The organism is Brevibacterium ammoniilyticum (assembly GCF_038429965.1).
GTDB classification, from domain to species: domain Bacteria; phylum Actinomycetota; class Actinomycetes; order Actinomycetales; family Brevibacteriaceae; genus Brevibacterium; species Brevibacterium ammoniilyticum.
This window is the reverse complement of sequence record NZ_BAABNP010000002.1, coordinates 80,809-104,114: the sequence shown is the minus strand read 5'-3', so window position 1 is coordinate 104,114 and position 23,306 is coordinate 80,809. Positions and strand designations below refer to the sequence as shown.

23 protein-coding genes are annotated in these 23,306 nt (G+C 71.2%); 16 read left to right on the top strand and 7 right to left on the bottom strand.

Going from position 1 to position 23,306, the window contains the following annotated elements:
* Window positions 1-44 precede the first annotated feature (44 nt).
* Genes AAHA49_RS02505 through AAHA49_RS02485 form a run of 5 tightly spaced genes read left to right on the top strand, consistent with a single transcriptional unit; the run spans window position 45 to window position 4,825 of the window.
* Window positions 45-1,655, top strand: coding sequence for a bifunctional ADP-dependent NAD(P)H-hydrate dehydratase/NAD(P)H-hydrate epimerase (locus tag AAHA49_RS02505; protein ID WP_342037090.1), 1,611 nt, complete (start codon window positions 45-47; stop codon window positions 1,653-1,655).
* Window positions 1,652-2,896 (top strand): alanine racemase, encoded by a 1,245-nt coding sequence (alr, locus tag AAHA49_RS02500; protein WP_342037089.1) that lies wholly within the window; start codon window positions 1,652-1,654, stop codon window positions 2,894-2,896. Before AAHA49_RS02505 ends, alr begins: the two co-directional genes overlap by 4 nt.
* A complete protein-coding gene (gene tsaE, locus AAHA49_RS02495) occupies window positions 2,893-3,504 on the top strand; it encodes a tRNA (adenosine(37)-N6)-threonylcarbamoyltransferase complex ATPase subunit type 1 TsaE (protein ID WP_339392141.1) in 612 nt (203 codons plus the stop codon). Before alr ends, tsaE begins: the two co-directional genes overlap by 4 nt.
* Window positions 3,501-4,247, top strand: coding sequence for a tRNA (adenosine(37)-N6)-threonylcarbamoyltransferase complex dimerization subunit type 1 TsaB (tsaB, locus tag AAHA49_RS02490; protein ID WP_342037088.1), 747 nt, complete (start codon window positions 3,501-3,503; stop codon window positions 4,245-4,247). The genes tsaE and tsaB overlap by 4 nt, the downstream gene beginning before the upstream one ends.
* Before the next feature lie 11 nt (window positions 4,248-4,258).
* A complete protein-coding gene (locus AAHA49_RS02485; protein WP_342037087.1) occupies window positions 4,259-4,825 on the top strand; it encodes a GNAT family N-acetyltransferase in 567 nt (188 codons plus the stop codon).
* Between the two features lie 71 nt (window positions 4,826-4,896).
* Here the strand turns inward: AAHA49_RS02485 and AAHA49_RS02480 are convergent, their stop codons facing one another.
* Window positions 4,897-5,553, bottom strand: a complete 657-nt coding sequence (locus AAHA49_RS02480) for a biliverdin-producing heme oxygenase (RefSeq protein ID WP_342037086.1) — start codon at window positions 5,551-5,553, stop codon at window positions 4,897-4,899.
* A 58-nt stretch (window positions 5,554-5,611) separates the two neighbouring features.
* Between AAHA49_RS02480 and AAHA49_RS02475 the strand changes: the two genes are divergently transcribed.
* From AAHA49_RS02475 to AAHA49_RS02460, 4 genes are read left to right on the top strand one after another with little or no spacing between them, the layout of a single operon-like run.
* Complete coding sequence (locus AAHA49_RS02475) at window positions 5,612-6,559, top strand: aldo/keto reductase (protein WP_342037085.1); 948 nt, start codon at window positions 5,612-5,614, stop codon at window positions 6,557-6,559.
* Window positions 6,556-7,185, top strand: coding sequence for an SRPBCC family protein (locus AAHA49_RS02470; RefSeq protein ID WP_342037084.1), 630 nt, complete (start codon window positions 6,556-6,558; stop codon window positions 7,183-7,185). Before AAHA49_RS02475 ends, AAHA49_RS02470 begins: the two co-directional genes overlap by 4 nt.
* Window positions 7,182-8,261, top strand: a complete 1,080-nt coding sequence (tsaD, locus tag AAHA49_RS02465; RefSeq protein WP_342037083.1) for a tRNA (adenosine(37)-N6)-threonylcarbamoyltransferase complex transferase subunit TsaD — start codon at window positions 7,182-7,184, stop codon at window positions 8,259-8,261. Before AAHA49_RS02470 ends, tsaD begins: the two co-directional genes overlap by 4 nt.
* Complete coding sequence (locus tag AAHA49_RS02460) at window positions 8,239-8,802, top strand: NUDIX domain-containing protein (protein WP_342037082.1); 564 nt, start codon at window positions 8,239-8,241, stop codon at window positions 8,800-8,802. Before tsaD ends, AAHA49_RS02460 begins: the two co-directional genes overlap by 23 nt.
* A 48-nt stretch (window positions 8,803-8,850) precedes the next feature.
* Here AAHA49_RS02460 and AAHA49_RS02455 read toward each other — a convergent pair whose 3' ends face one another.
* A complete protein-coding gene (locus tag AAHA49_RS02455) occupies window positions 8,851-9,978 on the bottom strand; it encodes a glutamate--cysteine ligase (protein ID WP_342037081.1) in 1,128 nt (375 codons plus the stop codon).
* A gap of 128 nt (window positions 9,979-10,106) precedes the next feature.
* Between AAHA49_RS02455 and AAHA49_RS02450 the strand changes: the two genes are divergently transcribed.
* Complete coding sequence (locus AAHA49_RS02450) at window positions 10,107-11,699, top strand: glycoside hydrolase family 3 N-terminal domain-containing protein (protein WP_342037080.1); 1,593 nt, start codon at window positions 10,107-10,109, stop codon at window positions 11,697-11,699.
* Between the two features lie 35 nt (window positions 11,700-11,734).
* On the opposite strand, the gene AAHA49_RS02445 is transcribed toward AAHA49_RS02450, so the two are convergent.
* On the bottom strand, window positions 11,735-12,436 hold the full coding sequence (locus tag AAHA49_RS02445) for a M15 family metallopeptidase (RefSeq protein WP_342037079.1): 702 nt from the start codon (window positions 12,434-12,436) through the stop codon (window positions 11,735-11,737).
* A gap of 86 nt (window positions 12,437-12,522) precedes the next feature.
* Here AAHA49_RS02445 and AAHA49_RS02440 point away from each other — a divergent pair, with 86 nt between their 5' ends.
* The gene (locus tag AAHA49_RS02440; RefSeq protein WP_342037078.1) at window positions 12,523-13,197 is read left to right on the top strand and encodes a response regulator transcription factor; all 675 of its coding nucleotides are present in this window, start codon (window positions 12,523-12,525) and stop codon (window positions 13,195-13,197) included.
* Complete coding sequence (locus tag AAHA49_RS02435; protein WP_342037077.1) at window positions 13,190-14,341, top strand: sensor histidine kinase; 1,152 nt, start codon at window positions 13,190-13,192, stop codon at window positions 14,339-14,341. The genes AAHA49_RS02440 and AAHA49_RS02435 overlap by 8 nt, the downstream gene beginning before the upstream one ends.
* A 57-nt stretch (window positions 14,342-14,398) precedes the next feature.
* On the opposite strand, the gene AAHA49_RS02430 is transcribed toward AAHA49_RS02435, so the two are convergent.
* Together AAHA49_RS02430 and AAHA49_RS02425 are read right to left on the bottom strand one after the other, a co-directional pair.
* Window positions 14,399-15,232: a sulfurtransferase gene (locus AAHA49_RS02430; protein ID WP_342037076.1), complete on the bottom strand. Its 834-nt coding sequence runs from the start codon at window positions 15,230-15,232 to the stop codon at window positions 14,399-14,401.
* 144 nt (window positions 15,233-15,376) lie between these two features.
* Window positions 15,377-16,612 carry a class I SAM-dependent methyltransferase gene (locus AAHA49_RS02425; RefSeq protein ID WP_342037075.1) on the bottom strand — a complete coding sequence of 412 codons (1,236 nt, stop codon included), beginning with the start codon at window positions 16,610-16,612 and terminating at the stop codon, window positions 15,377-15,379.
* A 94-nt stretch (window positions 16,613-16,706) separates the two neighbouring features.
* Here AAHA49_RS02425 and rsmA point away from each other — a divergent pair, with 94 nt between their 5' ends.
* Genes rsmA through AAHA49_RS02410 form a run of 3 tightly spaced genes read left to right on the top strand, consistent with a single transcriptional unit; the run spans window position 16,707 to window position 19,332 of the window.
* Window positions 16,707-17,552, top strand: a complete 846-nt coding sequence (rsmA, locus tag AAHA49_RS02420; protein WP_342037074.1) for a 16S rRNA (adenine(1518)-N(6)/adenine(1519)-N(6))-dimethyltransferase RsmA — start codon at window positions 16,707-16,709, stop codon at window positions 17,550-17,552.
* Window positions 17,549-18,499: a 4-(cytidine 5'-diphospho)-2-C-methyl-D-erythritol kinase gene (locus AAHA49_RS02415; protein ID WP_342037073.1), complete on the top strand. Its 951-nt coding sequence runs from the start codon at window positions 17,549-17,551 to the stop codon at window positions 18,497-18,499. The genes rsmA and AAHA49_RS02415 overlap by 4 nt, the downstream gene beginning before the upstream one ends.
* Entirely contained in the window at window positions 18,499-19,332 is an 834-nt protein-coding gene (locus AAHA49_RS02410; protein ID WP_342037072.1) for a FadR/GntR family transcriptional regulator, read from the top strand. The genes AAHA49_RS02415 and AAHA49_RS02410 overlap by 1 nt, the downstream gene beginning before the upstream one ends.
* Before the next feature lie 85 nt (window positions 19,333-19,417).
* Here the strand turns inward: AAHA49_RS02410 and AAHA49_RS02405 are convergent, their stop codons facing one another.
* Window positions 19,418-20,821, bottom strand: a complete 1,404-nt coding sequence (locus tag AAHA49_RS02405) for a GntP family permease (protein ID WP_342037071.1) — start codon at window positions 20,819-20,821, stop codon at window positions 19,418-19,420.
* Window positions 20,818-21,375, bottom strand: a complete 558-nt coding sequence (locus tag AAHA49_RS02400; RefSeq protein WP_342037070.1) for a gluconokinase — start codon at window positions 21,373-21,375, stop codon at window positions 20,818-20,820. Before AAHA49_RS02400 ends, AAHA49_RS02405 begins: the two co-directional genes overlap by 4 nt.
* Before the next feature lie 123 nt (window positions 21,376-21,498).
* On the opposite strand from AAHA49_RS02400, the gene gndA reads away from it, so the two are divergent.
* Window positions 21,499-23,022, top strand: coding sequence for an NADP-dependent phosphogluconate dehydrogenase (gene gndA, locus AAHA49_RS02395; RefSeq protein WP_339392161.1), 1,524 nt, complete (start codon window positions 21,499-21,501; stop codon window positions 23,020-23,022).
* Window positions 23,023-23,306: the final 284 nt, after the last annotated feature.

Sequence of the window (23,306 nt, the reverse complement as noted above, 5' to 3'; positions counted from 1 at the left end):
CGACGAGAACGACGTCGACCCGTCCAGTCAGAGAGGAGGCACCCGTGCCGACCTACGCGTATCCGAGTCGCACCGTGCGCGACGCCGAGGTGCCCCTGCTTGAGGCCGGTGTTCCGCTCATGGCGCATGCCGCGGCCGCCCTCGCCCGCTTCTGCGCCGACCGGCTCCGCGTCGATCGCGGCCAGGTCGCCGGTGCCCGCGTGTGCGTGCTCGCAGGTCCCGGCAACAACGCCGGTGATGCGCTCTTCGCCGCTGCCGCCCTTGCTCGCCGGGGCGCCCGGGTCGGCGTCATCGTACTCTGCGGCACCACGCACGACGCCGGGCTCGCCGCCGCACTCGCCGCCGGCGCCGACCGCATCGACGTCTCCGCCGACGACAGCCCCAGCACCACAGCCGGCAGCCCCAGCACTACAGTCGCCGCCTCGACCGCCTGGGCTGCGGCCCTGACCGATCTCGACCGCGCCGACCTCGTCCTCGACGGCGTCCTCGGCACCGGCGGCCGGCGCGGCCTGCCCCCGCACATCGCCCACCTCATCCGCGACTGGCGGGAGCGCGAATCCGGCGGCACCGTCATCGCCGTCGACCTGCCCTCCGACCTCGACCCCGACCCCGCGGAACCCGCTCACGCACGCATCCACGCCGACGCCACGCTCACCTTCGGCGGCCTCAAAGCCGAACTCGTCGACCCCCGCACCGCAGACTTCACCGGCGACATCCACCTCGTCGACCTCGGCCTGCCCCTCGACGCGGACGCCGCAGTCGCCGAACTCCTCGACCCCAGCGACCTGCGCGCGGAGTTCCCCCGCCCGCGCCCCGAGTCCCACAAGTACTCCCGCGGCGTCCTCGGCATCGTCGCCGGCTCCCGCGACTTCCCGGGCGCAGGCGTCCTCACCGCCGGCGCCGCCGTCAACGCAGCCCCCGGCATGGTCCGCTTCCTCGGTGACCGCGATGTCGGCGACCGCATCCTCGACCGCCACGCCGAGGTGGTGCTCACCCCCGGACGCCTCGACGCCCTCGTCCTCGGCTCCGGCGACCCCGAGACCGGACTCGTCGAGACCGCACTGACCGCGATCGGCGACACCGTGCCCGTCCTCCTCGACGCCGGGGCCCTCGAGATGGTCGGCCACGCCGAGGCGGCACCCCTGTCCGGAGGTGCGCACCGACTGCGCGGACGACCCGTCGTCCTCACCCCGCACGCCGGTGAGCTCTCCCGGCTGCTGAGCCGCCTCCTCGGCGAGATCATCACCGCAGGCCGGGTCACCGCCGACCCTCTTCTCTGGGCTCGGAGGGCGGCAGCCGACACCGGCCACATCGTCCTCCTCAAAGGCTCACGGACCGTCATCGCCTGCTCCGACGGCTTCGTCGTCCTGCCCGCACGCGGCCCTGCGAGCCTCGCGACCGCCGGCTCCGGCGACGTGCTGGCCGGGATCATCGGGACCCTGCTCGCCGCCGCACACGCGGACCGACGCACCGCCGGCGACGACGGGCCGCTGTCGGACCGGGAGGCAGCGCACGCCGCCGGCCTTGGGGTGCTCCTCCACAACGCCGCCGGTGAGCGCGCGGTCAACGCCGAACAGCTCGTCACCGCGGTGGGGCAGGTGACCATTGCCCTCCTCCACGGCGAGGACCCGACGGACGGTATCCTTGTCCAGTGACTTCCAGCGACACCCCGCCTGCCGGCTCGCTCGTCAGAGCTGAGATCGACGCCGCCGCGCTGCGCGCCAACGCCGCGGCCCTGGCCGCCGACATCGGCCCGGCGCGACTCAAATGCGTCGTCAAGGCCAACGCGTACGGCCACGGCGTCGACCTCGTCGCCCCCATCCTCCATGCCGCCGGGCACCGCGAGTTCTGCGTGGCCACCCTCGACGAGGCGATGAGCCTGCGGCGCCTCCTCGGTGAGGACGCGACGATCATGGCCTGGCTCTACGGACCGCAGACCGACCTCGATGCGCCGCTTGACGCCGGCATCGAACTCGGCGTCTCCACCGCGGGCGCCCTCGACCGGATCCTCGCCGCCGCCGCGCGCACCGGCGTGCCCGCCCGCATCCATCTCAAGATCGACAGCGGACTCGGCCGCAACGGACTCGCCCCCGACGACGTCGCGACGGTCCTGGCCACGCTCAAGGAGTGCGCAGGCGAGGAGCGCCCGCGCGTCATCGTCGCAGGCATCATGAGCCACTTCGCCGTCGCCGACGAACCCGAACGCCCCGAGACCGCACAGCAGCAGGAGGTCTTCGAGACCGCCCGCCGGGAGCTCACCGCGCTCCTCGACTCAGCAGGGGGCCGCCTCGGCGAGGCCGACGACCTCGACGTCCACATCGCGAACTCCCCGGCCGCACTCACCCTGCGACCGGTCCCGGGCACCTCCGCGCGGGTCGGACTCGCCCTCTACGGACTCTCTCCGCTCGCAGATGCTCAGCCGGAGGACCTCGGGCTCGTCCCCGTCATGCGCTTGGTCTCCGAAGTCGTCAACCTCAAGGACATCCCCGCAGGTCACGGGGCCTCCTACGGACTGACCTATACCGCCGAGGCGGACACCCGGTTCGCGCTCGTGCCCGGCGGCTACGGCGACGGGCTGCCCCGATCGGCGTCGAACCGCGCCGAGGTGAGCATCCGCGGACAGCGCTTCCCCATCGTCGGGCGGATCGCGATGGACCAGTTCATCGTCGACGTCGGCGACACCGAGGTCGCGATCGGCGACGAGGTCGTCCTCTTCGGCCCCGGCGGTCCGAGCGCGACCGACTGGGCCGACTGGGCGGAGACGATCAACTACGAGATCGTCACCCGCATCAGCGCCCGCGTCGACCGGATCGCGGTGAATGCCGAGGCGACCGGCGGCGCCGCGGCGACCGGGTCCGTGCCGGAGACAGAACAGCCGACGGCGGGGGCGGCATGAGGCTCCGCATCCGCTCCCTGACGGAGATGCGCACCCTCGCCGAGGTGATCGCCGGGTTCCTCCGCGCCGGTGACCTCCTCATCCTCGCCGGCAACCTCGGGGCGGGAAAGACGACGTTCACGCAGTCCCTGGGGGCCGGCCTCGGTGTGGGCGGGCGGATCGCCTCACCGACCTTCGTCATCGCCCGCGAACACCCCTCCCTGCACGGCGGGCCCGCCCTCGTCCATGTCGACGCGTACCGGCTCGGGGCCGCCGAAGAGCTCTCCGACCTCGACCTCGACTCCGAACTCGAGGAGTCGATCACCGTCGTCGAATGGGGCGAAGGACTCGCCGAGCAGCTCAGCCAGGACTACCTGTCGCTGACGATCACCCACAGCGGGGGCGCCGACGTCGAGGACTTCGACGATGAGGATCCGGCCGACGACGAGTACCTCGTCGACGAGGAGCGCCTCGTCGACCTCACCGGCCACGGCGAGAGGTGGGCCGAACGCCTCGGCGCGCTCACCGCCGCACTCGCCGAACGGCTGCCCGGGGCTGAGGAGTCTGGGGCAGCGGAGTCCGGGCCGGCAGACCTCGCGGCGCCTGAGCCACCGGAGGAGGACGGATGATCATTCTCGGAATCGACACCTCGCAGGCGGCCTCGGTCGCGCTCATCGACAGCGGCACCGGCGAGATCCTCGCGGCCGAGCAGGCCGCCGACCAGCGCCACCACGTCGAATTCATCGGCCCCGCTCTCGCCCGCGTGCTCGCGCGCCCCGAAGCCCCCGAGCTCGTCGTCACCGGCACCGGGCCCGGTCCGTTCACGGGGCTGCGCGTCGGCATCGCCGCGGGCATCGCCGTCGGGCTCGCCCGTGACATCCCCGTGCGAGGGCTGGCCTCGCAGGCCGCGATCGCCGAGGAGTACCGCCGTTCGCGCGACACCGACTCGACCGTCGGAGCCGGTACTGGAGACAGCGAAGAGTCCGCCCCGGACGAGCGCACAGCAGGCCTCGTCCTCATCGCCGGGGACGCCCGACGCAAAGAGGTCTACGCCAGCGTCTGGGACTCCGGTGCCGAGACGATGCTCGCAGGCCCCCTCGTGGCCAAACCGGCCGACCTCGACACGGAGCTCACCACCCACGACATCAATCCCGCCGAGGTGGGGGAGCGGCTCGGTCGCGGCTTCGCCCTCTACCCCGACATCCTCGGTGAGCCGACCAGACCCGAGATCGTCGATCCGCGTGCCGAGTTCCTCGCCTTCGCCGCCGCCCGAGCCCTCGCCGCCGGTGCCGAGCTCAGCGAGCCGGTGCCGGAGTACCTGCGCGAACCTGACGCCGCGGCGACCCCCGTCCGGCAGAGCCTGCTCAAGTAGGACGGTCGGCGATGACAGGGGGCGTGCGCATCGGGGAGCTGCCGTGGTGGGAGCTCGGCGAGGTGGTCGCAGCCGACGCCCGGATCTTCGGGCCCACCGCGTGGAGCGTCCAGTACTACTGGGCCGTGGCCGCGCAGCCAGGGACCGTGATGATTCTCGCCCGACTCGTCGACGAGGCCGCAGCACCCGCCGACGCGGCACCGGCAGGCGAAACAACGGCAGTCCCAGCGCCGTCGCATGCGACACCTGTCGACGCAGACCGACACGCTGCAGGGAACCAGGACATCCCCGGATCTCTCGCGGGCTGGATCGTCATGTCCGCCGTCGGCACGGAGGCCGACGTCATGACGATCGCCACCACCGAGGCGGCTCGCGGGCGAGGAATCGGTCGCACCCTCCTCGGCGAAGGGATCGACTGGGCGATCGACCAGGGTGCGTCGACCATCCACCTCGAGGTCGACGAGGGCAATGCCGCCGCGCTCGGACTCTACCGGTCGTTGGGATTCGAGGAATGGGGGAGGCGACCCGACTACTACCCGGGTGCCGACGCCATCCTCATGCGCCGCAGCGCCCGCTGAGCGTCGCCCACTGACGCCGCAGCGCCCGCTAAGCGGCGCGTTCCCGGGCACGGGCGGGAACGCTCGTCCCGCTAAGCGGCGCGTTCCCGGGTGAGCTCGCCGAGCAGCGCCCCATTGACCTCGAAGGCCGCGATCGCCTCATCGAGGACCGCCTGCTCATCCCCACCGGTCGCGGCGATCTCATCGAGGCGGCTGCGGTAGTCGTCCTTGTACGGCTTCGTCTTTCCGAGCTCGGAGAAGTCCCACATCGTCAGTGCCTCGGCGCCGATGCCGTAGTGGCGGGCCATGAGCGTGCCGATGGCCTGACCGCCGGAGAGATCGCCGAGGTAGCGCGTGTAGTGGTGGGCGATCATCGCCTCGGGCGTCGCGATCGCCGACAGCCTCAGCGCATAGTCCCGGGCCGAAGGAACAACCCCGGAATCGACCGCCGACCCAGGTCCGGACTCGACCGTGACACCGCTCGAATTCAGGGCTGCGAGATCGGCGACGATGCGCGCATGGCGTTCGAGCCTGGGATCATGGAACGCCGCGAAGACCGGATCGTCGGCGAAGGCCCGGGCACGTTCCTCGAGGGCTGCGTAGATGACCTCGTACTGGGTGAGCAGCGTCGCGTACGCCTCGGCGTCGAGCCTGCCCTCCATGAGATCGACCATGAAATCGGTGTGCTCGACATCGTCGTGGATGGTCGCAGTGCCCTGTCTCAGGCGCGCAGAGAACTTCTCGGTCATGACGGCTCCTCCCTGTGGCCCGGTGCACCGATTCTATCGCCCCGAGTAGGCTGGAGGCATGACACGAGTGCAACTGGCTGACACGAATCTCATGGTCCATCCCCTCCAACTCGGCGGCAACCCGTTCGGGTGGGGTGCCGACCGCGATGAGAGCTTCGCCGTCCTCGACGCCTACGCCGAGGCGGGTGGGAACTTCATCGACACCGCCGACGCTTACTCGGTGTGGGTCGAAGGCAACACGGGCGGGGAGTCGGAGACGATCATCGGCGAATGGATGGCCTCCCGCGGCAACCGCGACGAGATGGTCATCGCGACGAAGGTCGGCATGCATCCGAAGCACAAGGGTCTCGACCCGGTGAATATCCGCGAGGCGCTCGATGCCTCGCTGCGCCGCCTCGGCACCGACCGCATCGACCTCTACTACGCCCACGCCGACGACGAGAAGGTCGACCAGGTCGCCGTGGCCGAGACCTTCGACGCCCTCGTCCGCTCCGGCAAGGTCAGCTACCTCGGCGCCTCGAACTTCAGCCTGGGCCGGCTGAAGTCGGCGATGAAGGTCAGCGAGAAGTACTCCCTGGCCCACTACCGGGTCGTCCAGGACAAGTTCAACCTCGTCTCCCGCGGCGCCGTCGACGCGGAGAAGCAGGAGTACCTGCGCTCCCGCGGCATCGCCGAACTGCCCTACCACTCCCTGGCCTCGGGCTTCCTCACCGGCAAGCACACCGGCGGGGACGCGACCGGCAGCGTCCGCGCCGACCGGGTGAGCGAGATGCTCGATGACCAGCAGGCCCTGCGCGCCCTCGAAGTCCTCCACGACATCGCGAGCAGCCACGACGCCTCGATGACGGCGACCGCGATCGCCTGGCAGCTCAGTCACGACTTCATCCCCGCCACGATCGCCTCGGCGCGGGTCCCCGACCAACTCACCGAACTCCTCGCCGGCACCGAGCTCACGCTCACCGACGACGAGGTCCGTGCTCTGAACGACTCCTGGACCGAAGCATGACCGTCCCCGCACCCCGCCTGGTGACCTGGGAGAACGGCACCGACCTCGTCATCGAGATGCCCGTGACCCGCACCCCCGCCGAGGTGTGGGAGGTCCTCGTCGACGGCAGTGCGGCAGGTGCCTGGTTCGCTCCCTTCACCGCGATCGAGGAGACCGTGAGCGTCGACCTCGGCGGGGACTCGGTCATGACCGGGGAGATCCTCAGCTGCGAGGCCGAAGAGCATGTGCTCGTCGAATTCCCCGACTTCGGGGTCCTCGGCGTCCAGCTCCTGCCCGTCGACGTCGTCCCCGACCTCCCGGCGGATGCGGCCACGGAGATCGCCGCCCTTGCCGCGACCGGTCGGAATCCCGAGGGCACCGTCATCGTCTTCACCCAGTCCGCGCCCGACGAGGTCCGCGCCCGGCAGAACGCCGCGGACTTCGGACCGATGTGGGACACACACCTGCGGATGCTCGCCCGCACCCTCGGCATCGACGTCGCCGAGGCCGAGGAGACCGACCTCGACGCCCTCTACTCCGCCCTCGACCTCGAGATCGACGACGCCGACGAGGACGCCCTCGGTGACCCCGACCTCGGCGACGATGACCGCGGCGATGCCGACCGCCTCGGCGGGGAACCGCGATGAGCGGACCGCTCGTCCTCGGCATCGAATCCTCGTGCGATGAGACGGGGGTGGGGATCGTCCGCGGCCGGCAGCTGCTGACGAACACCGTGTCCTCGTCGATGGACGAACACGTCCGCTTCGGGGGAGTCGTCCCCGAGGTCGCCTCCCGGGCCCACGTCCAGGCGATCGGGCCGGCCATCGTCGCCGCCTGCGACGAAGCCGGAGTGGAACTGTCCGAGCTCGACGCGATCGCCGTCACCGCAGGCCCCGGACTCTCTGGGGCGCTCATGGTCGGCGTCGGCGCGGCGAAGGGACTCGCCGCCGCCCTCGACCTGCCCCTCTACGGGGTCAACCATCTGGCCGCGCACGTCGCCGTCGACCTCGTCGCCGACGACATCGAGAGACTGACCACCCCGACGATCGCCCTCCTCGTCTCCGGGGGGCACACGGAGATCCTGCGCATCGGCGACATCGTCGACGACATCGAACTCCTCGGCGCGACGATCGACGACGCCGCAGGGGAGGCCTTCGACAAGACCGCGAGGCTGCTGGGCCTGAGCTACCCGGGCGGACCGAACGTCTCGAAGGCTGCCCTCGGCCTCCTCGACGGCACGGGGATCCCCGGGGACCGGCAGGCGGTGCGCTTCCCCCGGGGGCTGGCGAAGAAGAGCGACCTCCGCGATCCCGACCGCCGGTACAGCTTCTCGTTCTCCGGGCTCAAGACCGCGGCCCTGCGCGAGGTGACGAAGGCCGAGACGCTCGGCACCGACCTGCGGGTCGCCGACATCGCCGCCGGCTTCGAAGACGCCGTCGTCGACGTCCTCGTCACGAAGACCCTGCTCGCGGCCGCCGACACCGGCATCGACCACGTCGTCCTCGGCGGCGGGGTGGCCGCGAACGCGCACCTGCGGGACGTGCTCGCCACCCGGTGCGCCGAGGCGGGAGTGACCCTGCGGGTGCCGCCGCTTGCCCTGTGCACGGACAACGGGGCCATGGTCGCAGCCCTCGGCGCTGAACTCGTGTCCCGCGGGGCCGCCCCGAGCGACCTCGGACTCGCCGCCGTCTCATCGTTGGATGTCGACCATGTCCTCGTCTGAGGAGGAGACGTCCCCGGCTGAGGGAGAGACCGTCTCACCGGCGGAGTCGACGCGCCTGCCGGAGTCCCTGCCGCCTCGGCGCTCCGGGGACGGCTGGACGGTGGGATCCGACGGGGAGAAGCACTGGGGGCTCAACGGGGCGGCCGGGCTCATGCTCATCGACCCCGAGCGCGGGGTGCTCATGCAGCACCGGGCGCTGTGGTCCGTGGCCGGCGGGACCTGGGGCTTCCCTGGTGGGGCCCGCGACGTGGGGGAGGCCGCGATCGATGCGGCGATCCGGGAGTCCTTCGAAGAGGCCGGGGTGCCCGACCCGAACGGTGAGGACGTCGACATCCTCGACTGCCACGTCCTCGACCTCGGCACATGGTCGTACACGACGGTCATCGCTGTGGCCCGGCACCGGCTCGACCCGGTGATCAGCGACCCCGAGAGCATCGAACTGCGCTGGGTGCCGCTGGATCAGCTGCGCGAGCTCGACCTCCACCCGGGAGTCGCCGCGAGCCTGCCCGAACTCGAGGAGTTGCTCGCCCCGCACCTCTGAGGCGGACCGGATCGCGCGTTCAGGCGGGCCGGACGACCGCCTCGGCGGCTAGACGTACGAGGTGCGCAGGTCCCGGATGAGGGAGCGGGTCACCTCGGTGAGCGACCCCGTCGTGTGGAAGACGTCCTCGAGGCGCTGGTAGGGCACCCCGCGCTCCATGAGGCCGGTGATCGAGGCGAGTTCGCGCGCGCACCCGAGGCGCTCGGCCACGGGGGCGAGGCGGTCGAGCTCATCGGCGATGCACTCGGTGACGAGCCGCTCATCCGCCTCGGCGTTCTCGATGATGATCGCCTCCATCCCGTATCGGGCGGCCCTCCACTTGTTCTCGTCGTGGAACCAGTCGGGCATCGTCGGCAGGGTCTCCCCGGCGTCGAGACGGGCGGAGAAGTCATCGACGAGGCACTGGATGAACGCCGTGATCGCGGTGATCTCCTCGAGCGTGGGCAGGCCGTCGCACACCCGGACCTCGACGGTGCCCCAGTTCGGGGCCGGCCGGATGTCCCAGCGGATCTCGTTGAGGTGGTCGATGATGCCGGTCGTGAGCATGTCCGAGACGTACTTCTCATACGCCGGCCACGAATCGAACTGGAACGGCAGGCCCGCGGTCGGCAGCTGCTGGAACATCATCGCGCGGTTCGAGGCGTAGCCGGTGTCGGTGCCGCCCCAGAACGGGGAGGAGGCGCTGAGCGCCTGCAGATGCGGGACGTAGGAGAGCAGGGCGTTGATGATCGGCAGCACCTTGTCGCGGGAGTCGATGCCGACGTGGACGTGGACGCCGAAGATGAGCATGTTCCGCCCCCACCACTGGGTGCGGTCGACGAGTTCGAGGTACCGGTCCTTCGCGCGGACCTCCTGCATCTGCCACTGCGCGAACGGGTGCGTGCCCGCCGACATCAGCTCGATGCCGCGCGCCTCGGTGAGTGTGCGCAGCGCCCCCATCGAGGTCGCTAAGTCCTCGGCGATGTCGGAGACCGTGGTCTGGACGCCGGTGACGAGTTCGATCGTGTTCGTGAGCATCTCGCCGACGATCCGCTTCTCGAACTCCGGTGCCCGCTCGGCGACATCGGCGAGCAGGGTCTCCGCGGCGGGGGTGAGATCAAGGCTCTCCCCGTCGAGGAGAGCCAGTTCCCATTCGACACCGAGGGTGGAACGGGGGGAGTGAGCGAAATCGACCATGGACCGATTCTAGTGGTGCCGGGCACCGACTCCGTGCGACGTCTTCGCTGACGGACTCCCGCCCGAGGATCCGGGGGCGCTCCAGCGCCGGAGACGATCACCGAGGCGACGGCGGCTAGCATGGGACCATGCCAACTCGCACCCGCATCGCGGCACTGACCACGGCACTCGCCCTCCTCCTCACCGGCTGCTCCGGCGGCGGGGGCGCGGAATCGGATTCGCAGACGCAGGCAGGTCCGACCTCTTCGGACACGGCACCGAGTCCCACCCCGATCACCCCGGCCGACTACGCCGATGAGGCCGCGGCGATCGTCGGCGACTTCACCGAGGACGAACTCGCCGGCTCCCTCATCATCGGCACGTGGGCCGGCACCGACTCGCAGACCGCGGTGGACATGGTGAGGAAGAGCAGCCTCGGCGGGGTCATCGTCATGGCCGACAACCTCACCGAGACCCCCACCCCGAAGGAGGTCACGGCGCTGACGAAGGCCGTTGCCGGGGCGCGGACGAAGGGCCAGCCCGTGTCGATCGGCATCGACCAGGAGGGCGGGCCCGTCTCCCGGCTGAGCACCGCGGCCCTGCCGTTCCCGCCGCTCATGGCGCTCGCGGCCACGGATGATCCGAACCTGCGGACGCAGGCGACCACGGTGCAGGCGCAGAACCTCGCCGACCTCGGCTTCACGATTGACTTCGCCCCGGACTCGGACGTGACGATCGGACCGAAGGATGTCGCCATCAACGTCCGCTCCGCCGGCAGCGATCCGCAGGCCGTCGCCGAGGTGGTCGCCCAGGCCGTCGACGGCTACCAAGCCGGGGGCGTGGCGAGCTCCGCGAAGCACTTCCCCGGCCACGGCCGCCTCACGGTCGACTCGCACGAGGCCCTGCCCGTGTCGACGAAGTCGATCGACGAACTCGAAGACAGCGACCTCGTGCCGTTCAAGTCCGCGGTCAAGGCCGGGGTGCCGATGGTGATGATGGGCCACATCGGGCTGCCGGACGCGAAGACGACCCCGGCGAGCCTCAATGAGAAGGCGTACTCGGCCCTGCGGGACAAGCTCGACTTCGACGGCGTCATCGTCACCGACGCACTGAATATGAAGGCCGTGACACAGAGCGCGAAGGGCTCGGAGACCGTCACCGCGCTCGCCGCCGGAGCCGACCTCGCGCTCATGCCCCCGGACGCCGCAGCTGCGCAGCAGGCCGTCGTCGCAGCACTCGGCGACGGGACCCTGAAGAAGGACGACCTCGTGGAGAAGGCGAAGCGCGTCATCGCGATGCAACTGGCGACCGCGGCGAAGCAGAAGCAGAGCGGGACGACGGGGGAGTCAGCCGACCCGGATGCGGTGCTCACCGAGGTCGCCGAGAAGTCCGTCACCGTGCTCAAGGGCGAATGCGCGTACCCCGGCACGCAGGCGATCTCGATCGTCGGCGGCAGTGAGAAGGAGAAGGCCGCACTGGCGAAGGCCGCCGAGAAGGCCGGTCTGCGCGTCGGCTCCGGGACCACCGTGAGCCTGAGTCCCGGCACCTCCGCCGAGGTGGCCGTCGGCACCGCCGCCCCGTGGACGATGCGCTCGAGTCCCGCGCAGACAGCGGTCACCGCCTACGACTCCAACCCGTACGCACTCGGCGCCGTCGCGAAATGGCTCAAGGGCGATCTCACCGCCACCGGGAAGCTGCCCGTCGAATATGAGGGCAGCGACAAGGCTCCCGACTGCGGGTGAGCACACTGCGGGGGAGCACGCCTGACTGCGGGTGTTCATCCGCGCATGCGCGGGTCCTCCGTGGGGTCGGAGTACTGCGCCGGACAGCCCTGCTCGGCGGCATCGGGCCGCAGCTCGTAGTGCCACATCTCGTTGCCGTAGATCTGGCACAGCCCGTAGTCGGCGCCGTGCTGGGAGAGCCAACTCGAGGCGTCGACGGGACCGATGTCGACGGCCTTGCCGCGCACATGCGGGGACGACTCCGGGGAAGCCACCCAGCGGGCGGCCTCGGTCCGCGACCCGTAGGTGGCAACCGCATCGTCGAGCAGTCCCTTCTGATACGCCGCCGACCGCCAGCCGCTGTTGACGGTGAAATCGACCCCGTCCTCGCGGGCATCGGCGGCCGCGGCCTCCACAGCCTTCCGGAGGTTCGCATCGAGCTTCGCGACGCCGGGCAGGGCGCCGTCGTCGATGCGCGCATCGGCGGGCAGCGCACCGTTGTCGAGGTCGAGGCCGGATTCCGTGACGCTCACAGTCGCCTCGGCGCGGTCCTCGGTCGGCACGGGACTGGAGCTCGGACTGCAGCCGGCGGCACCGACGAGTGCGGCCGCGAGGGCGAGGAGGGCGGCAGCCCGCCGGGCGCCGCGGACGGGACTCCGACCGGCGCGGACGGAACCCGGGTGGTCGGAACCGGGGTGGTCGCGATTCCTGTGGGCGCTGTCGGGGGACGGCTGGGCGGGAGCGGGTCGTGTCATCATGCCCTCAGTCAACGCGGGCCCGGGTTGCGGGGGCGTATGCGGAAATCGATACACGGGCGATACGGGCCGGCCGATACGCTGAGCAGATGCGTGTGCTGATCGTCGAGGACGAACCCGATATGGCCGAGGCCGTGCGCAGTGCCCTGCGCCTCGAGGCCATCGCCGCCGACGTCGCCGGGGACGGCGACACGGCACTCGAACTCCTGGCCGTCAACGACTACGACATCGCCGTCCTCGACCGGGACATCCCCGGCCCGAGCGGCGACGAGGTGGCCGAGCGCATCGTCGCAGCCGGGACCGGGATGCCGATCCTCATGCTCACCGCCGCCGATCGTCTCGACGACCTGGCCACGGGCTTCGCGCTCGGCGCCGACGACTATCTCACGAAGCCCTTCGAGATGCGCGAACTCGTCCTGCGGCTGCGCTCCCTCGACCGGCGTCGCGCCCACCACCGGGCTCCGGTCCTCGAGGCCGCCGGCCTCACCCTCGACCCGTTCCGCCGCGAGGTCTACCGCGACGGCCGCTATGTCGCCCTGACCCGCAAGCAGTTCGCTGTCCTCGAAGTCCTCATGGGTGCCGACGGCGGAGTCGTCAGCGCCGAGGAGCTGCTCGAGAAGGCCTGGGACGAGAACGCCGACCCGTTCACCAATGCCGTGCGCATCACGGTCTCCGCCCTGCGCAAACGCCTCGGACAGCCGTGGCTCATCGTCACCGTCCCCGGTGTCGGCTATCGCATCGAGGGGAGCGGGTCCGGTGGATGAGGGACTCCCGCCGAGGCGGCCGGGCCTGAGCGTGCGATGGAAGCTCACCCTCAGCTACGCCGGGTTCCTCCTCGTCGCCGGCGTCCTGCTGCTCCTCGTCGTGTGGATCTTCCTACTCCGCTACGTCCCGAACGTCCCCATCAACGCCTCCGACGGGTTCGTGCCCAACCGGACCGACCTGCAGCGGGCGTTCTTCCCGGCCGCGGCCGCCACCCTCGGCTTCCTCCTCGTCGTCGGCCTCCTCGGCGGGTGGATCCTGGCCGGACGCATGCTCACCCCGCTGCAGCGGATCACCGGGGCGGCCAGGCGCGTCGCCGCGGGGCAGCTCTCGCATCGGATCCGCATGGGCGGTCGCGCCGATGAGATCCGCGAGCTCTCCGACGTCTTCGACACGATGCTCGACCGCGTCGAGGACCACGTCGCGGAGCAGCAGAGGTTCGCGGCGAACGCCTCCCACGAACTGCGCACGCCCCTGGCGATCTCGCAGGCGATCCTCGAGGTCGCCCAGTCGGACCCGGACCGGGACCTGCGCGGGGACGTCGACCGTCTGCACGCGGTCAACGCCCGATCCATCGCCCTCACCGAGGCGCTGCTGCTGCTCAGCCGAGCCGGCAACGCGCCCGCCCGGACCGAGCGCACCGACCTCTCGCTGCTCACCGAGGACGCCGTCGAAACGCTCGTGCCGTTCGCCGATGAACGGGGCCTGCGGGTCACCATCGACACCGCAGACGCCCCCGTCATCGGGGACCCCGTGCTGCTCATGCAGATGGCGTCCAACCTCGTCCACAACGCGATCGTCCACAACTGTCCCGGGTACGGCTCGATCACGGTGTCGACGTCCTCCGGCGGTGGTGTCTCACGGCTGACCGTCGAGAATACGGGTCCGGTGGTCTCGGCCGAGCAGGCCGCCACGCTCACCGAGCCCTTCCAGCGCGGCAGCGAGCGGACCCGCGGCGGGGATATTTCCCGCAGCCGCGATGTGTCCCGCGGCGGCGATGTGTCCCGGGGCGGAGACCATGCGGGCGTCGGTCTCGGACTGGCCATCGTCTCGACGATCGTGCGCACCCACGGCGGTTCGCTCACCCTCACACCCCTGGTCGGGGGAGGTCTGAGAGTCGCCGTGGTCCTGCCGTCCTCTCCCTGAGGCGAGCGGTGCCCTGAGTTTGCAGCTGCCGCCTGAGCCCGGCGGTGGCTGCAGGGCCTATGCGCCGGTGGCGACGGTGCGGCTCGGATCGGACGACCAGCCCGACCAGCTCGCCGAATACAGGCTCGAACCGACGCCGAGGGTCGCGAGCACCATCGCATTGTGGCAGGCCGTCACCCCGGACCCGCAGTAGACGGCGACCGGGTCGTCGAGCGCCCCGAGCTCCGCGAAGCGCTCCCGCAGCGCCTCCTCGGAGAGGATGCGACCGTTCTCGGCGTTCTCGCTCACCGGGGCGTTCGCGGCCCCGGGGATGTGCCCGGCCTGCGCATCGAGGGGTTCGGTCTCCCCGCGGTAGCGTTCGGGGGCGCGTGCGTCGAGGAGCACTCCGTCCCAGCGGGCGGCCTCCTCGGCGTCGATGACGGGCATCGACCCGGGGGTGATGACGACCGTGGACGGGTCGACGGGTCGGCTGTCCCCGATCTCGAGGTCCCCGCCGGTCGCCACCCAGGCGTCGATGCCGCCGTCGAGGACGCGGGCGCGCAGACCCGCCCAGCGCAGCAGCCACCAGGCGCGGGCGGCGCCGAGACCCGAATTGTCGTCGTAGACGATGACCTTGGTGTCGGCTTCGATGCCCCATCCGCGCACGGTCGCCTCGAACTGCTCGGGACTCGGCAGCGGATGACGGCCGGCCGTCGGGTCCGACCGGTCGGGTGAGGCGAGATCGGTGTCGAGGTCGACGTAGAGGGCGTGCGGCAGGTGGCCGCGGGCGAAGTCGTCCCGGCCGTCGGGTTTGAGCAGGGTCCACCGGACGTCGAGCAGCCTCGGCGGGGTCCGCCGCGAGGTCAGTCCGTAGAGCTCCTCAGCGGTGATGAGGACGTCGGAGCGGGTCATGGGATCTCCTTCGATCGATTCCCCACCGACTCTACCGGGGCACTCCGAATCGACTCCACCGGTGCGCTGCGTCCGCGGGAACGCGGTGCGCCGCCCCCGCCGGAACGCGGTGCGCTGCCCCCGCCGGAACGCGGGACCGTCGGGTCAGCCCTCGACCACGACCGGCCGGGTGAGGAGGACGATGTGCCTGTCGCCGAGGCGGGTGAAGACGAGCGTCGCCTTGTCCCCCTTCGGCAGCTTGAGCTGGCGTCGCACCTGGTCGGGGACGATGTCAGCACCCCGTTTCTTGATGACGACCGAGCCGATGCCGCGGGCCACGAGCTCCTTGCGCAGGCTCGGGACCTTCGCCGGCAGGACGTCGAGGATCTCATAGGCGCTCACCCCCGCCGCGGCCGGCCCCGTGGGGGCGACGTCGCTGGTGAGATAGGCGATCGACGGGTGGAGGCGACGGGCCTGCAGGGGACCGGTGAGGGCGGTGACGAGGCCGGCCCGCACGATCGCCCCATCGGGTTCGAGGAGGAAGGACCCGAGCTCGCCGAGGCGGTCCTCATCGGTCTCCGGCACATCGTCCTCATGGACGAGGAGGGTGCGCTCGCCCATGACGAGCGCGCTGCGTCCGGGGCGCTGCCGGGCCGTGCCGAAGTAGAGGCAGACCTCGACGACGTCACCGGAGTGGGAGACCCACTGGGCTTCGGCCTCGGCCGGAATGAGGTCGTGGTCGAGGGCAGGGCCGAGCTTGACCCCGGCCGCGGGAGCCTGCTGCGCCTGCTCGATGACCCAGGTCAGAGAGGGGGAGAACTCGTCGGGGTCGGTGATCCGCGACGTCGACCCCCGCGCGTTGCCGCGGCCGATGCGACGTCTGGCCGGATCGAACCACAGGGCGTCGAACCCGCTCGTGTCGACGTCCCCGGCCAAGGCGTGCTCGACGTGGGCGTCGGGCAGGTGGCGGAGGTTGAACGCGGCGATCGCCGCGGTCACCTCGTCGGCGTCGACGGCCTCGACACTCGCACCGAGGCCCGCGAACGCGAACGCGTCGGCGCCGATCCCGCAGCCGAGGTCGGCGATGCGCACGGTCCCACCCACACCCGGATCGCGCCCGGCGAGCAGACGCCTGGCATGGTGGGCGGCGACGGGCAGGCGGGTGGCCTGGGCGAGACCGTCCCGGGTGAAGAGCATCTCAGCGGCATAGGGCCCGAACTTGCCGACGGCCTCGTTACGCAGCTGAGCCTGCGTGAGCAGGGCCGCGGTCACCTCGGCGGAGAAGCCCTCCCTGCGCAGCGCCGTCGACCGGGCGAGGTCGCCTGCGGGCAGGTCGTCGATCGTCTCGAGGCGGTCGAGGACGCGCACATCGAGGAGTTCGGTCAGGGTCGTAACCTCCATGGGTGCCAGCCTATCGTCGCCCGGATCGCGGGCAGTGACCCGGTCGGTGTGTTTGACGGAGGCGGGGCAGAATCTGTGCGGTAGGTTGTGGGGTGTGACGTTACTGACCGCACGCGACATCCGCGAACTCGCCGCTGACATCGGTCTGCGCCCGACGAAGCAGAAGGGCCAGAACTTCGTCATCGACCCCAACACCGTGCGCTCGATCGTCACGACCGCCGACCTCGAGGGCACCCGCCGTGTCGTCGAGATCGGACCCGGGCTCGGATCGCTCACCCTCGGCCTGCTCGAAGCCGGCCACGACGTCACCGCCGTCGAGATCGACGACGTCCTCGCGCAGCGCCTGCCGGCGACGATCGCGGACTTCGCCGGCGACGACGCGGCGCGTTTCGACCTCGTCCACGCCGACGCCCTCAAGGTCACCGAGCTGCCCGCACCCCCCGAGGCGCTCGTGGCGAACCTGCCCTACAACGTCGCCGTGCCCGTCCTCCTGCGCTTCCTCGAACTGTTCCCGAGCCTGACCACCGTCCTCGTTATGGTCCAGCTCGAGGTCGCCGAACGCCTCGCCGCGGCCCCCGGGTCGCGCACCTACGGGGTGCCCAGCGTCAAGGCCCAGTGGTACGGGGACGTCTCCCTCGCCGGGCGGATCGGAAAGAACGTCTTCTGGCCGGCCCCGAACATCGACTCCGGGCTCGTGCGCATCGACGTCACCCGCACCGAACGCGACCCGGAGGCCCGCACCCGCCTGTTCTCCCTCGTCGACGCCGCGTTCGCCCAGCGGCGGAAGACCCTGCGGGCGGCCCTGTCGTCGTGGGCGGGCAGCCCCCAGCGCGCCGAGGAGGTCCTCGTCGCCGCCGGCATCGACCCGAAGACCCGTGGTGAGGCCCTCGGCGTGAGCGATTTCGAACGCCTCGCCGAGGCGGCGGGACGGACCCCATGAGCGCCCCGACCCCCATGCGCCCGGGGACTCCGGCACCGGTGAGCGTGCGCGCGCCCGGGAAGATCAACGTCCACCTCGGCGTGGGCGGGGTCGACGACGACGGCTACCACGCACTCGCCACGGTCTTCCAAGCCCTCGACCTCTCCGAGACCCTCACCCTCATCCCCGGCGGGACTGGGACGATCCTCGTCCAGGGACGCTACGCCGACGATTCCATGCCGGTGGGGGAGACGAACCTCGCCAGACGCGCGATCGACCTGCTCATCAGCACCTTTGCGGGCGACCGCGACGTGTCCGTGCTGCAGGGCCTCGACATCGTCATCGACAAGCAGGTGCCCGTGGCCGGCGGGATGGGCGGGGGATCCGCCGACGCCGCGGCGGCCCTGGTCGGCGGCGCGCACCTCATCGGCGGCCTCGACTCCGCTGTGCTCCACGATCTCGCCGTCGAGATCGGCGCCGACGTCCCCTTCCTCCTGCGCGGGGGCACGGCCATCGGCCACGGACGCGGGGAGAGGCTGAGCCCCGTGCTCACCCGCGGTCAGTTCCACTGGGTCATGGCCACCTCGGCGGGGCAGCTGTCCACCCCGGAGGTCTACGGCCGGTTCGACGACCTCACCCCCGACCCGGATCCCGTCGAGGTGCCCGCCGAGGTCCTCAAGGCGCTCGCCGCCGGTGACGTCGACGGGCTCGCGGGTGCCGCCGGCAACGACCTCACCGAGGCGGCCGTGTCCCTGCGGCCGGAACTCGCCGAGGTCATGGAAGCCGGGCGTGAGGCCGGTGCGCTGCTGCCCCTGCTCAGCGGTTCGGGTCCGACGATCGGGTTCCTCGCCCGCGACGCCCGGCACGCCCTCGACCTCGCCGTCCTCCTCCAGGCCACACGCGGGGTCAAAGAGGCGCTGCGGACGACGGGCCCCGCGGCCGGCGCCCACATCGTGCACGAGAGCTGATGACCGACCAGGCGCACCCGGTTGAGGGCGGGAAGCCGGCGGCCCCGCGTGGACGCGGCAGCGAGGCGCGCGGCAGCGGTTCGGCATCGCGCGGGGACGCGGACGCCGACTCCCGCACTCTCGGGGCGGGGGCGAACCTCCATGAGCGCGTCCTCGACGCGGTCGGACGCGACATCGTCTCCGGCGCCCTGCCGCCGGGCGTCGTCGTCACGACCGAGGAGCTGCGCGGCCGTTACGAGGTGTCGCTGTCCGTGGTGCGCGAGGTCGTCCGGGTCCTCGAATCCTTGGGGATGGTGCGGCCGGTGCGGCGGCTCGGCCTCGTCATCCTCGCGATGTCGGAGTGGACGATCCTCGACCCCCTCGTCATCCGCTGGCGCATGGCGCTGCGGCCGGCCCGACTGCTGCGGTCCCTGACCGAGCTGCGGGTCGCGATCGAACCCGAGGCCGCCGCGCTCGCCGCAGCCCACGCAGAGCCGGGTGAGGCCGAGGAGATCCTGCTGCTGGCCGCGCGGATGCGCGCGGCCGGACGGACAGGGGACGTCGAGGCGTTCCTCACCGCCGACGCCGCGTTCCACCGCGCCGTGCTGCGGGCTGGAGGCAATGAGCTCTTCGCGTCCTTCGACACCGTCGTCGCCGAGATCCTCGCCGGTCGCACCGCCGAGGGACTGCAGCCGACCCATCCGCATCCCGAGGCCCTGCAGTGGCACGTCGAAGTCGCGGACGCGATCGGGTCCCAGGACCGGGAGCGGGCGCGCGAGGCGATGGCGAAGATCGTCGCCCGCGCCTTCGACGAGATGGCCCCGGTCTGGGCCGACGTCCCCCGGGAGGGGTGAGCAGGCGGGCCGACGGTGGGCCGCCTAGGCGAGGTCAGGGTCCGAGGACGACAACCCGGCCAACGACGACCCGGCCGGCGACGTCTCAGACGAGGCCGGCGACGGCGTAGAGGACGAGGCTGAGGGCGAAGCCGACGAGGCCGAGGAGGGTCTGGCCGACCGTCCACGTCTTCAGGGTCGTCTTCGTGTCCATGCCGAAGAAGCGGGAGACGAGCCAGAAGCCGGAGTCGTTGACGTGGCTGGCGACGACGGAGCCCGCGGCGAGCGAGAGCACGATCGAGACGACCTGCAGGCTCGAGAAGTCCGGGCTGCCGACGACGATCGGCTGCATGAGGGCGGCCGCGGTCGTCAGCGCCACCGTCGCCGAACCCTGGGCGACCCGGACGATCGCGGCGATGACGAAGCCTGCGACGATGACGGGCAGGCCGAAGGCGGCGAGCGTGTCGGCGATCGAGTCGCCGATGCCGCTGGCCCGCAGCACCCCGCCGAACATGCCGCCGGCACCGGTGATGAGGACGATCGAGCACACCGGGCCGAGCGCGGAGTCGACTACGGATTCGACGAGGGAACGGCCTTTGCGCTGCCGCCAGCCGAGCAGCCACATCGCCGTGAGCACCGTGATGAGCAGGGCGATCGGCGTCTCACCGAGCATCCGCAGGACCGTCACCGGCGTCGACTCAGGATCGACCCACCCGGCTTCGGCGGCGAAGCCGAGACCGGTGTTGAAGGAGATGAGGACGAGCGGGAGGACGAGGAGCACGATGACGGACCCCAGCCTCGGCGTGGACCGGAAATCGGAGAAGTCGGCGCTCGAACCTGAGGAGAGAATCGTCGGCACGGGCACCTCGATGCGCTTGCCGATGAACAGTCCGTACAGGTAGCCGCACAGGTACCACGCGGGGATCGCGATGATGAGTCCGCAGATGAGGACGAGGCCGACGTCGGCGCCGAGCAGCCCGGAGGCCGCGACGGGACCCGGGTGCGGGGGAACGAAGATGTGCATGGCCGAGAACGCCATCGCCGCGGGCATCGCGTAGAGGAGCAGCGACCCGCCGAGGCGGCGGGCGACGGTGAAGATGATCGGGAGCATGACGACGAGGCCCGCGTCGAAGAAGATCGGGAACCCGAAGAGCAGCGAGGTGACGCCGAGGGCCAACGGTGCCCGCTTCTCACCGAAGAGGCCGATGAGGCGGTCGGTGAGCACCTCGGCGCCGCCGGAGAGTTCGAGCATGCGCCCGAGCATCGCCCCGAGGCCGACGAGGAGGGCGACGCTGGCCAGGGTCGAGCCGAAGCCGTCGTAGAGGACGGTGACGAGATCGGCGGGGCGGATGCCGGCGGCCAGGGCCGTGATGACGCTGACGACGACGAGGGCGACGAACGCGTGGAGGCGCAGGCGGATGATGAGCACGAGGAGCAGGCCGATCGCGGCGGCGGCGATGCCGAGGAGGGCCGGTGCGGGAAGCGTCCAGGCGAGGTCGAGCTCGGTCATCGGTCCTCGTCTCTCGAGCGGGTACGGCGGTGGAGGGCGATGCGGGCGAGTTCGACCGGCAGGAGGTCGAGGATCGTCTGCCGCACCGCAGGCAGGCTCTGCTCGATCGAGACGACCATGTGCGCCTCGTCGGGGGTGAGTGCCTCCAGGGTCGCCAGCTGCGAGTCGAGCAGGGTGGGCGACATGAATTCGTGGGCGCGCCTGGCCAGGTGGTCGGCGATGACGGCGCGGGGACCGTCGAGGTGGATGAAGAACGTGCTCGGTGCGTCGATGCGCAGCCGGTCGCGGTACCGGCGCCGCAGTGCCGAACAGGCGATGAGCGGGGCGGGTCGGCGGCTGAGCTCGGTCGCGATCGCGGCCAGCCACGGCATCCGGTCGGCATCGGTGAGCGGAATGCCCGCGGCCATCTTCGCCTTGTTCTCCGGGGTGTGCAGGTCATCGCCGTCGATGAATGCGACCCCGAGAGCCTCGGCGACCTGCCGGCCGACGACGGTCTTGCCCGTCCCCGACACCCCCATGATGACGAGTGGTGGAAGGGTCTGTCCCAGGTCCATACGAATCTCTCGAAAACATCTGATGATATTGATATGCTCTGCAGAATAAATCAGAGTTATTGAACCGTATTTCCTATGGGGAAGACTGTCAACAACACGCCCCTGCAACGAAGAGGACTGCTGATGAACGCCGATGTCGCTGTGATCGGGACCGGAGTGATGGGCTCGAACCTCGCCCGGAACCTCGCCGGACAGGGGGGTCAGCGCGTTGCGCTCTACGACCTCGACGTCGATCGGGCCCGCGGTGTGGCCGAGGCCCACCCGGAGGCGGAGTTCCTCGTCGCGTCCTCTCCCGCCGAGCTCGCCGGCATGCTCAGGACTCCGCGCGTGGCGATCCTCATGGTCAACGCGGGTCCGGCGACGGATGCCGCGATCGGTGCGATCGCCGAGGTGTTCTCGCCCGGCGACATCATCGTCGACGGCGGCAACTCCCTCTTCACCGACACCATCGCCCGTGGTCAGCGCCTGGCCGACACGGGCATCGAGTTCGTCGGCGTCGGGATCTCCGGCGGTGAGGTCGGGGCGCTCGAAGGGCCGTCGATGATGGTCGGCGGCTCCGAGGCGGCCTGGGCGCGTCTGCGTCCCCTCCTCACCCCGATCGCCGCCCGTGCCGAGGTCCCCGGTGCCGCCGAGGCGGTCGCCTGCGTCGCCCACATCGGCACCGACGGTGCCGGGCACTTCGTCAAGATGGTCCACAACGGCATCGAGTACGCGGACATGCAGCTCATCGCCGAGGCGTGCACGATACTGCGCGACGACCTCGGACTGTCCCCGGCCCGCATCGCCGAGGTGCTCAACCAGTGGAACGCCGGGGAACTCGAGTCCTATCTCATCGAGGTCACCGCCGAGGTCCTCGCGCACACCGATGCGCAGACCGGTCTGCCCTTCGTCGACATCGTCGCCGATGAGGCGGGGGCCAAGGGCACCGGGGCGTGGACGGCGAAGGTCGGTCTCGACCTCGGCGTGCCCGTGCCCACGATCGCCGAGGCGGTCTTCGCCCGGTCCCTGTCCCAGTCCCGCGATCTGCGTGCGCAGGGGGAGAGGATCGCAGGACCCGCGGCTGACGGGCAGGCCGGCGCGGGCGCGGGGGAGCACGACCGCCTCGGCGAGCGGATCGAGACGGTCCGGCAGGCGCTGTTCGCGGGCAAGATCCTCGCCTACGTCCAGGGCTTCGATGAGATCGCGGCCGGGGCCAGGGCGTACGGGTGGGACATCGACCTCGGCGAGCTCGCCTCGATCTGGCGGGCCGGGTGCATCATCCGGGCCCGCGTCCTCGATCGGATCGTCGCGGCCTACGCCGCTGCGGGGGACTCCTCGGGGGGAGACTCTACGAACGGGGGCGCTACAGACAGCGAGTCAGCACGCGGACTGAGCTCGCTGCTTGCCGACGACGAACTCCGGACCGATGTCGGGCAGGCACAGGCGGCTCTGCGGCAAGCGGTCGTCGGAGCGACCCTGCGGGGGATCCCGGTTCCCGCGCTGTCCTCGGCGCTGGCCTACCTCGACGGGATCCGCGCGCCGCGCGCGACGGCCGCGATCATCCAGGCGCAGCGGGACTTCTTCGGTTCGCACACCTACGGCCGCGTCGATCGGCCGGGCACCTTCCACACGCTGTGGTCGGGGGACCGCACCGAAGTCGAACTCTGAGACGACCTACGGCCACGATCGGGCCGGCACACGACCGGCCGCGGACGGCGGGCGGGCGGGCGCCGGACGGCGGACGGCGGGGTCGGCGGGCGCCGGAGGGCGCACGGCGGGCGGTGGTCGGCCCACGGTGGACGGTCGACCAGTGTCGGCGGACGGTCGACCAGTGTCGGCGGACGGTCGACCAGTGTCGGCGGACGGTCGACCAGTGTCGGCGGACGGTCGACCAGTGTCGGCGGACGGTCGACCAGTGTCGGCGGACGGTCGACCGGTGACGGCGGACGGTC

What these genes read in the sequence shown, in the direction of transcription:
- gndA (WP_339392161.1), top strand. Translation starts at nt 21,499, where the DNA reads ATGAACGCCGATGTCGCTGTGATCGGGACCGGAGTGATGGGCTCGAAC.
- AAHA49_RS02480 (WP_342037086.1), bottom strand. Translation starts at nt 5,553, where the DNA reads ATGACCGAGAAGTTCTCTGCGCGCCTGAGACAGGGCACTGCGACCATC.
- AAHA49_RS02485 (WP_342037087.1), top strand. Translation starts at nt 4,259, where the DNA reads ATGACAGGGGGCGTGCGCATCGGGGAGCTGCCGTGGTGGGAGCTCGGC.
- AAHA49_RS02475 (WP_342037085.1), top strand. Translation starts at nt 5,612, where the DNA reads ATGACACGAGTGCAACTGGCTGACACGAATCTCATGGTCCATCCCCTC.
- tsaD (WP_342037083.1), top strand. Translation starts at nt 7,182, where the DNA reads ATGAGCGGACCGCTCGTCCTCGGCATCGAATCCTCGTGCGATGAGACG.
- tsaE (WP_339392141.1), top strand. Translation starts at nt 2,893, where the DNA reads ATGAGGCTCCGCATCCGCTCCCTGACGGAGATGCGCACCCTCGCCGAG.
- AAHA49_RS02470 (WP_342037084.1), top strand. Translation starts at nt 6,556, where the DNA reads ATGACCGTCCCCGCACCCCGCCTGGTGACCTGGGAGAACGGCACCGAC.
- AAHA49_RS02440 (WP_342037078.1), top strand. Translation starts at nt 12,523, where the DNA reads ATGCGTGTGCTGATCGTCGAGGACGAACCCGATATGGCCGAGGCCGTG.
- AAHA49_RS02405 (WP_342037071.1), bottom strand. Translation starts at nt 20,821, where the DNA reads ATGACCGAGCTCGACCTCGCCTGGACGCTTCCCGCACCGGCCCTCCTC.
- AAHA49_RS02415 (WP_342037073.1), top strand. Translation starts at nt 17,549, where the DNA reads ATGAGCGCCCCGACCCCCATGCGCCCGGGGACTCCGGCACCGGTGAGC.
- AAHA49_RS02425 (WP_342037075.1), bottom strand. Translation starts at nt 16,612, where the DNA reads ATGGAGGTTACGACCCTGACCGAACTCCTCGATGTGCGCGTCCTCGAC.
- AAHA49_RS02400 (WP_342037070.1), bottom strand. Translation starts at nt 21,375, where the DNA reads ATGGACCTGGGACAGACCCTTCCACCACTCGTCATCATGGGGGTGTCG.
- tsaB (WP_342037088.1), top strand. Translation starts at nt 3,501, where the DNA reads ATGATCATTCTCGGAATCGACACCTCGCAGGCGGCCTCGGTCGCGCTC.
- AAHA49_RS02430 (WP_342037076.1), bottom strand. Translation starts at nt 15,232, where the DNA reads ATGACCCGCTCCGACGTCCTCATCACCGCTGAGGAGCTCTACGGACTG.
- AAHA49_RS02450 (WP_342037080.1), top strand. Translation starts at nt 10,107, where the DNA reads ATGCCAACTCGCACCCGCATCGCGGCACTGACCACGGCACTCGCCCTC.
- AAHA49_RS02460 (WP_342037082.1), top strand. Translation starts at nt 8,239, where the DNA reads ATGTCGACCATGTCCTCGTCTGAGGAGGAGACGTCCCCGGCTGAGGGA.
- AAHA49_RS02410 (WP_342037072.1), top strand. Translation starts at nt 18,499, where the DNA reads ATGACCGACCAGGCGCACCCGGTTGAGGGCGGGAAGCCGGCGGCCCCG.
- AAHA49_RS02445 (WP_342037079.1), bottom strand. Translation starts at nt 12,436, where the DNA reads ATGATGACACGACCCGCTCCCGCCCAGCCGTCCCCCGACAGCGCCCAC.
- AAHA49_RS02455 (WP_342037081.1), bottom strand. Translation starts at nt 9,978, where the DNA reads ATGGTCGATTTCGCTCACTCCCCCCGTTCCACCCTCGGTGTCGAATGG.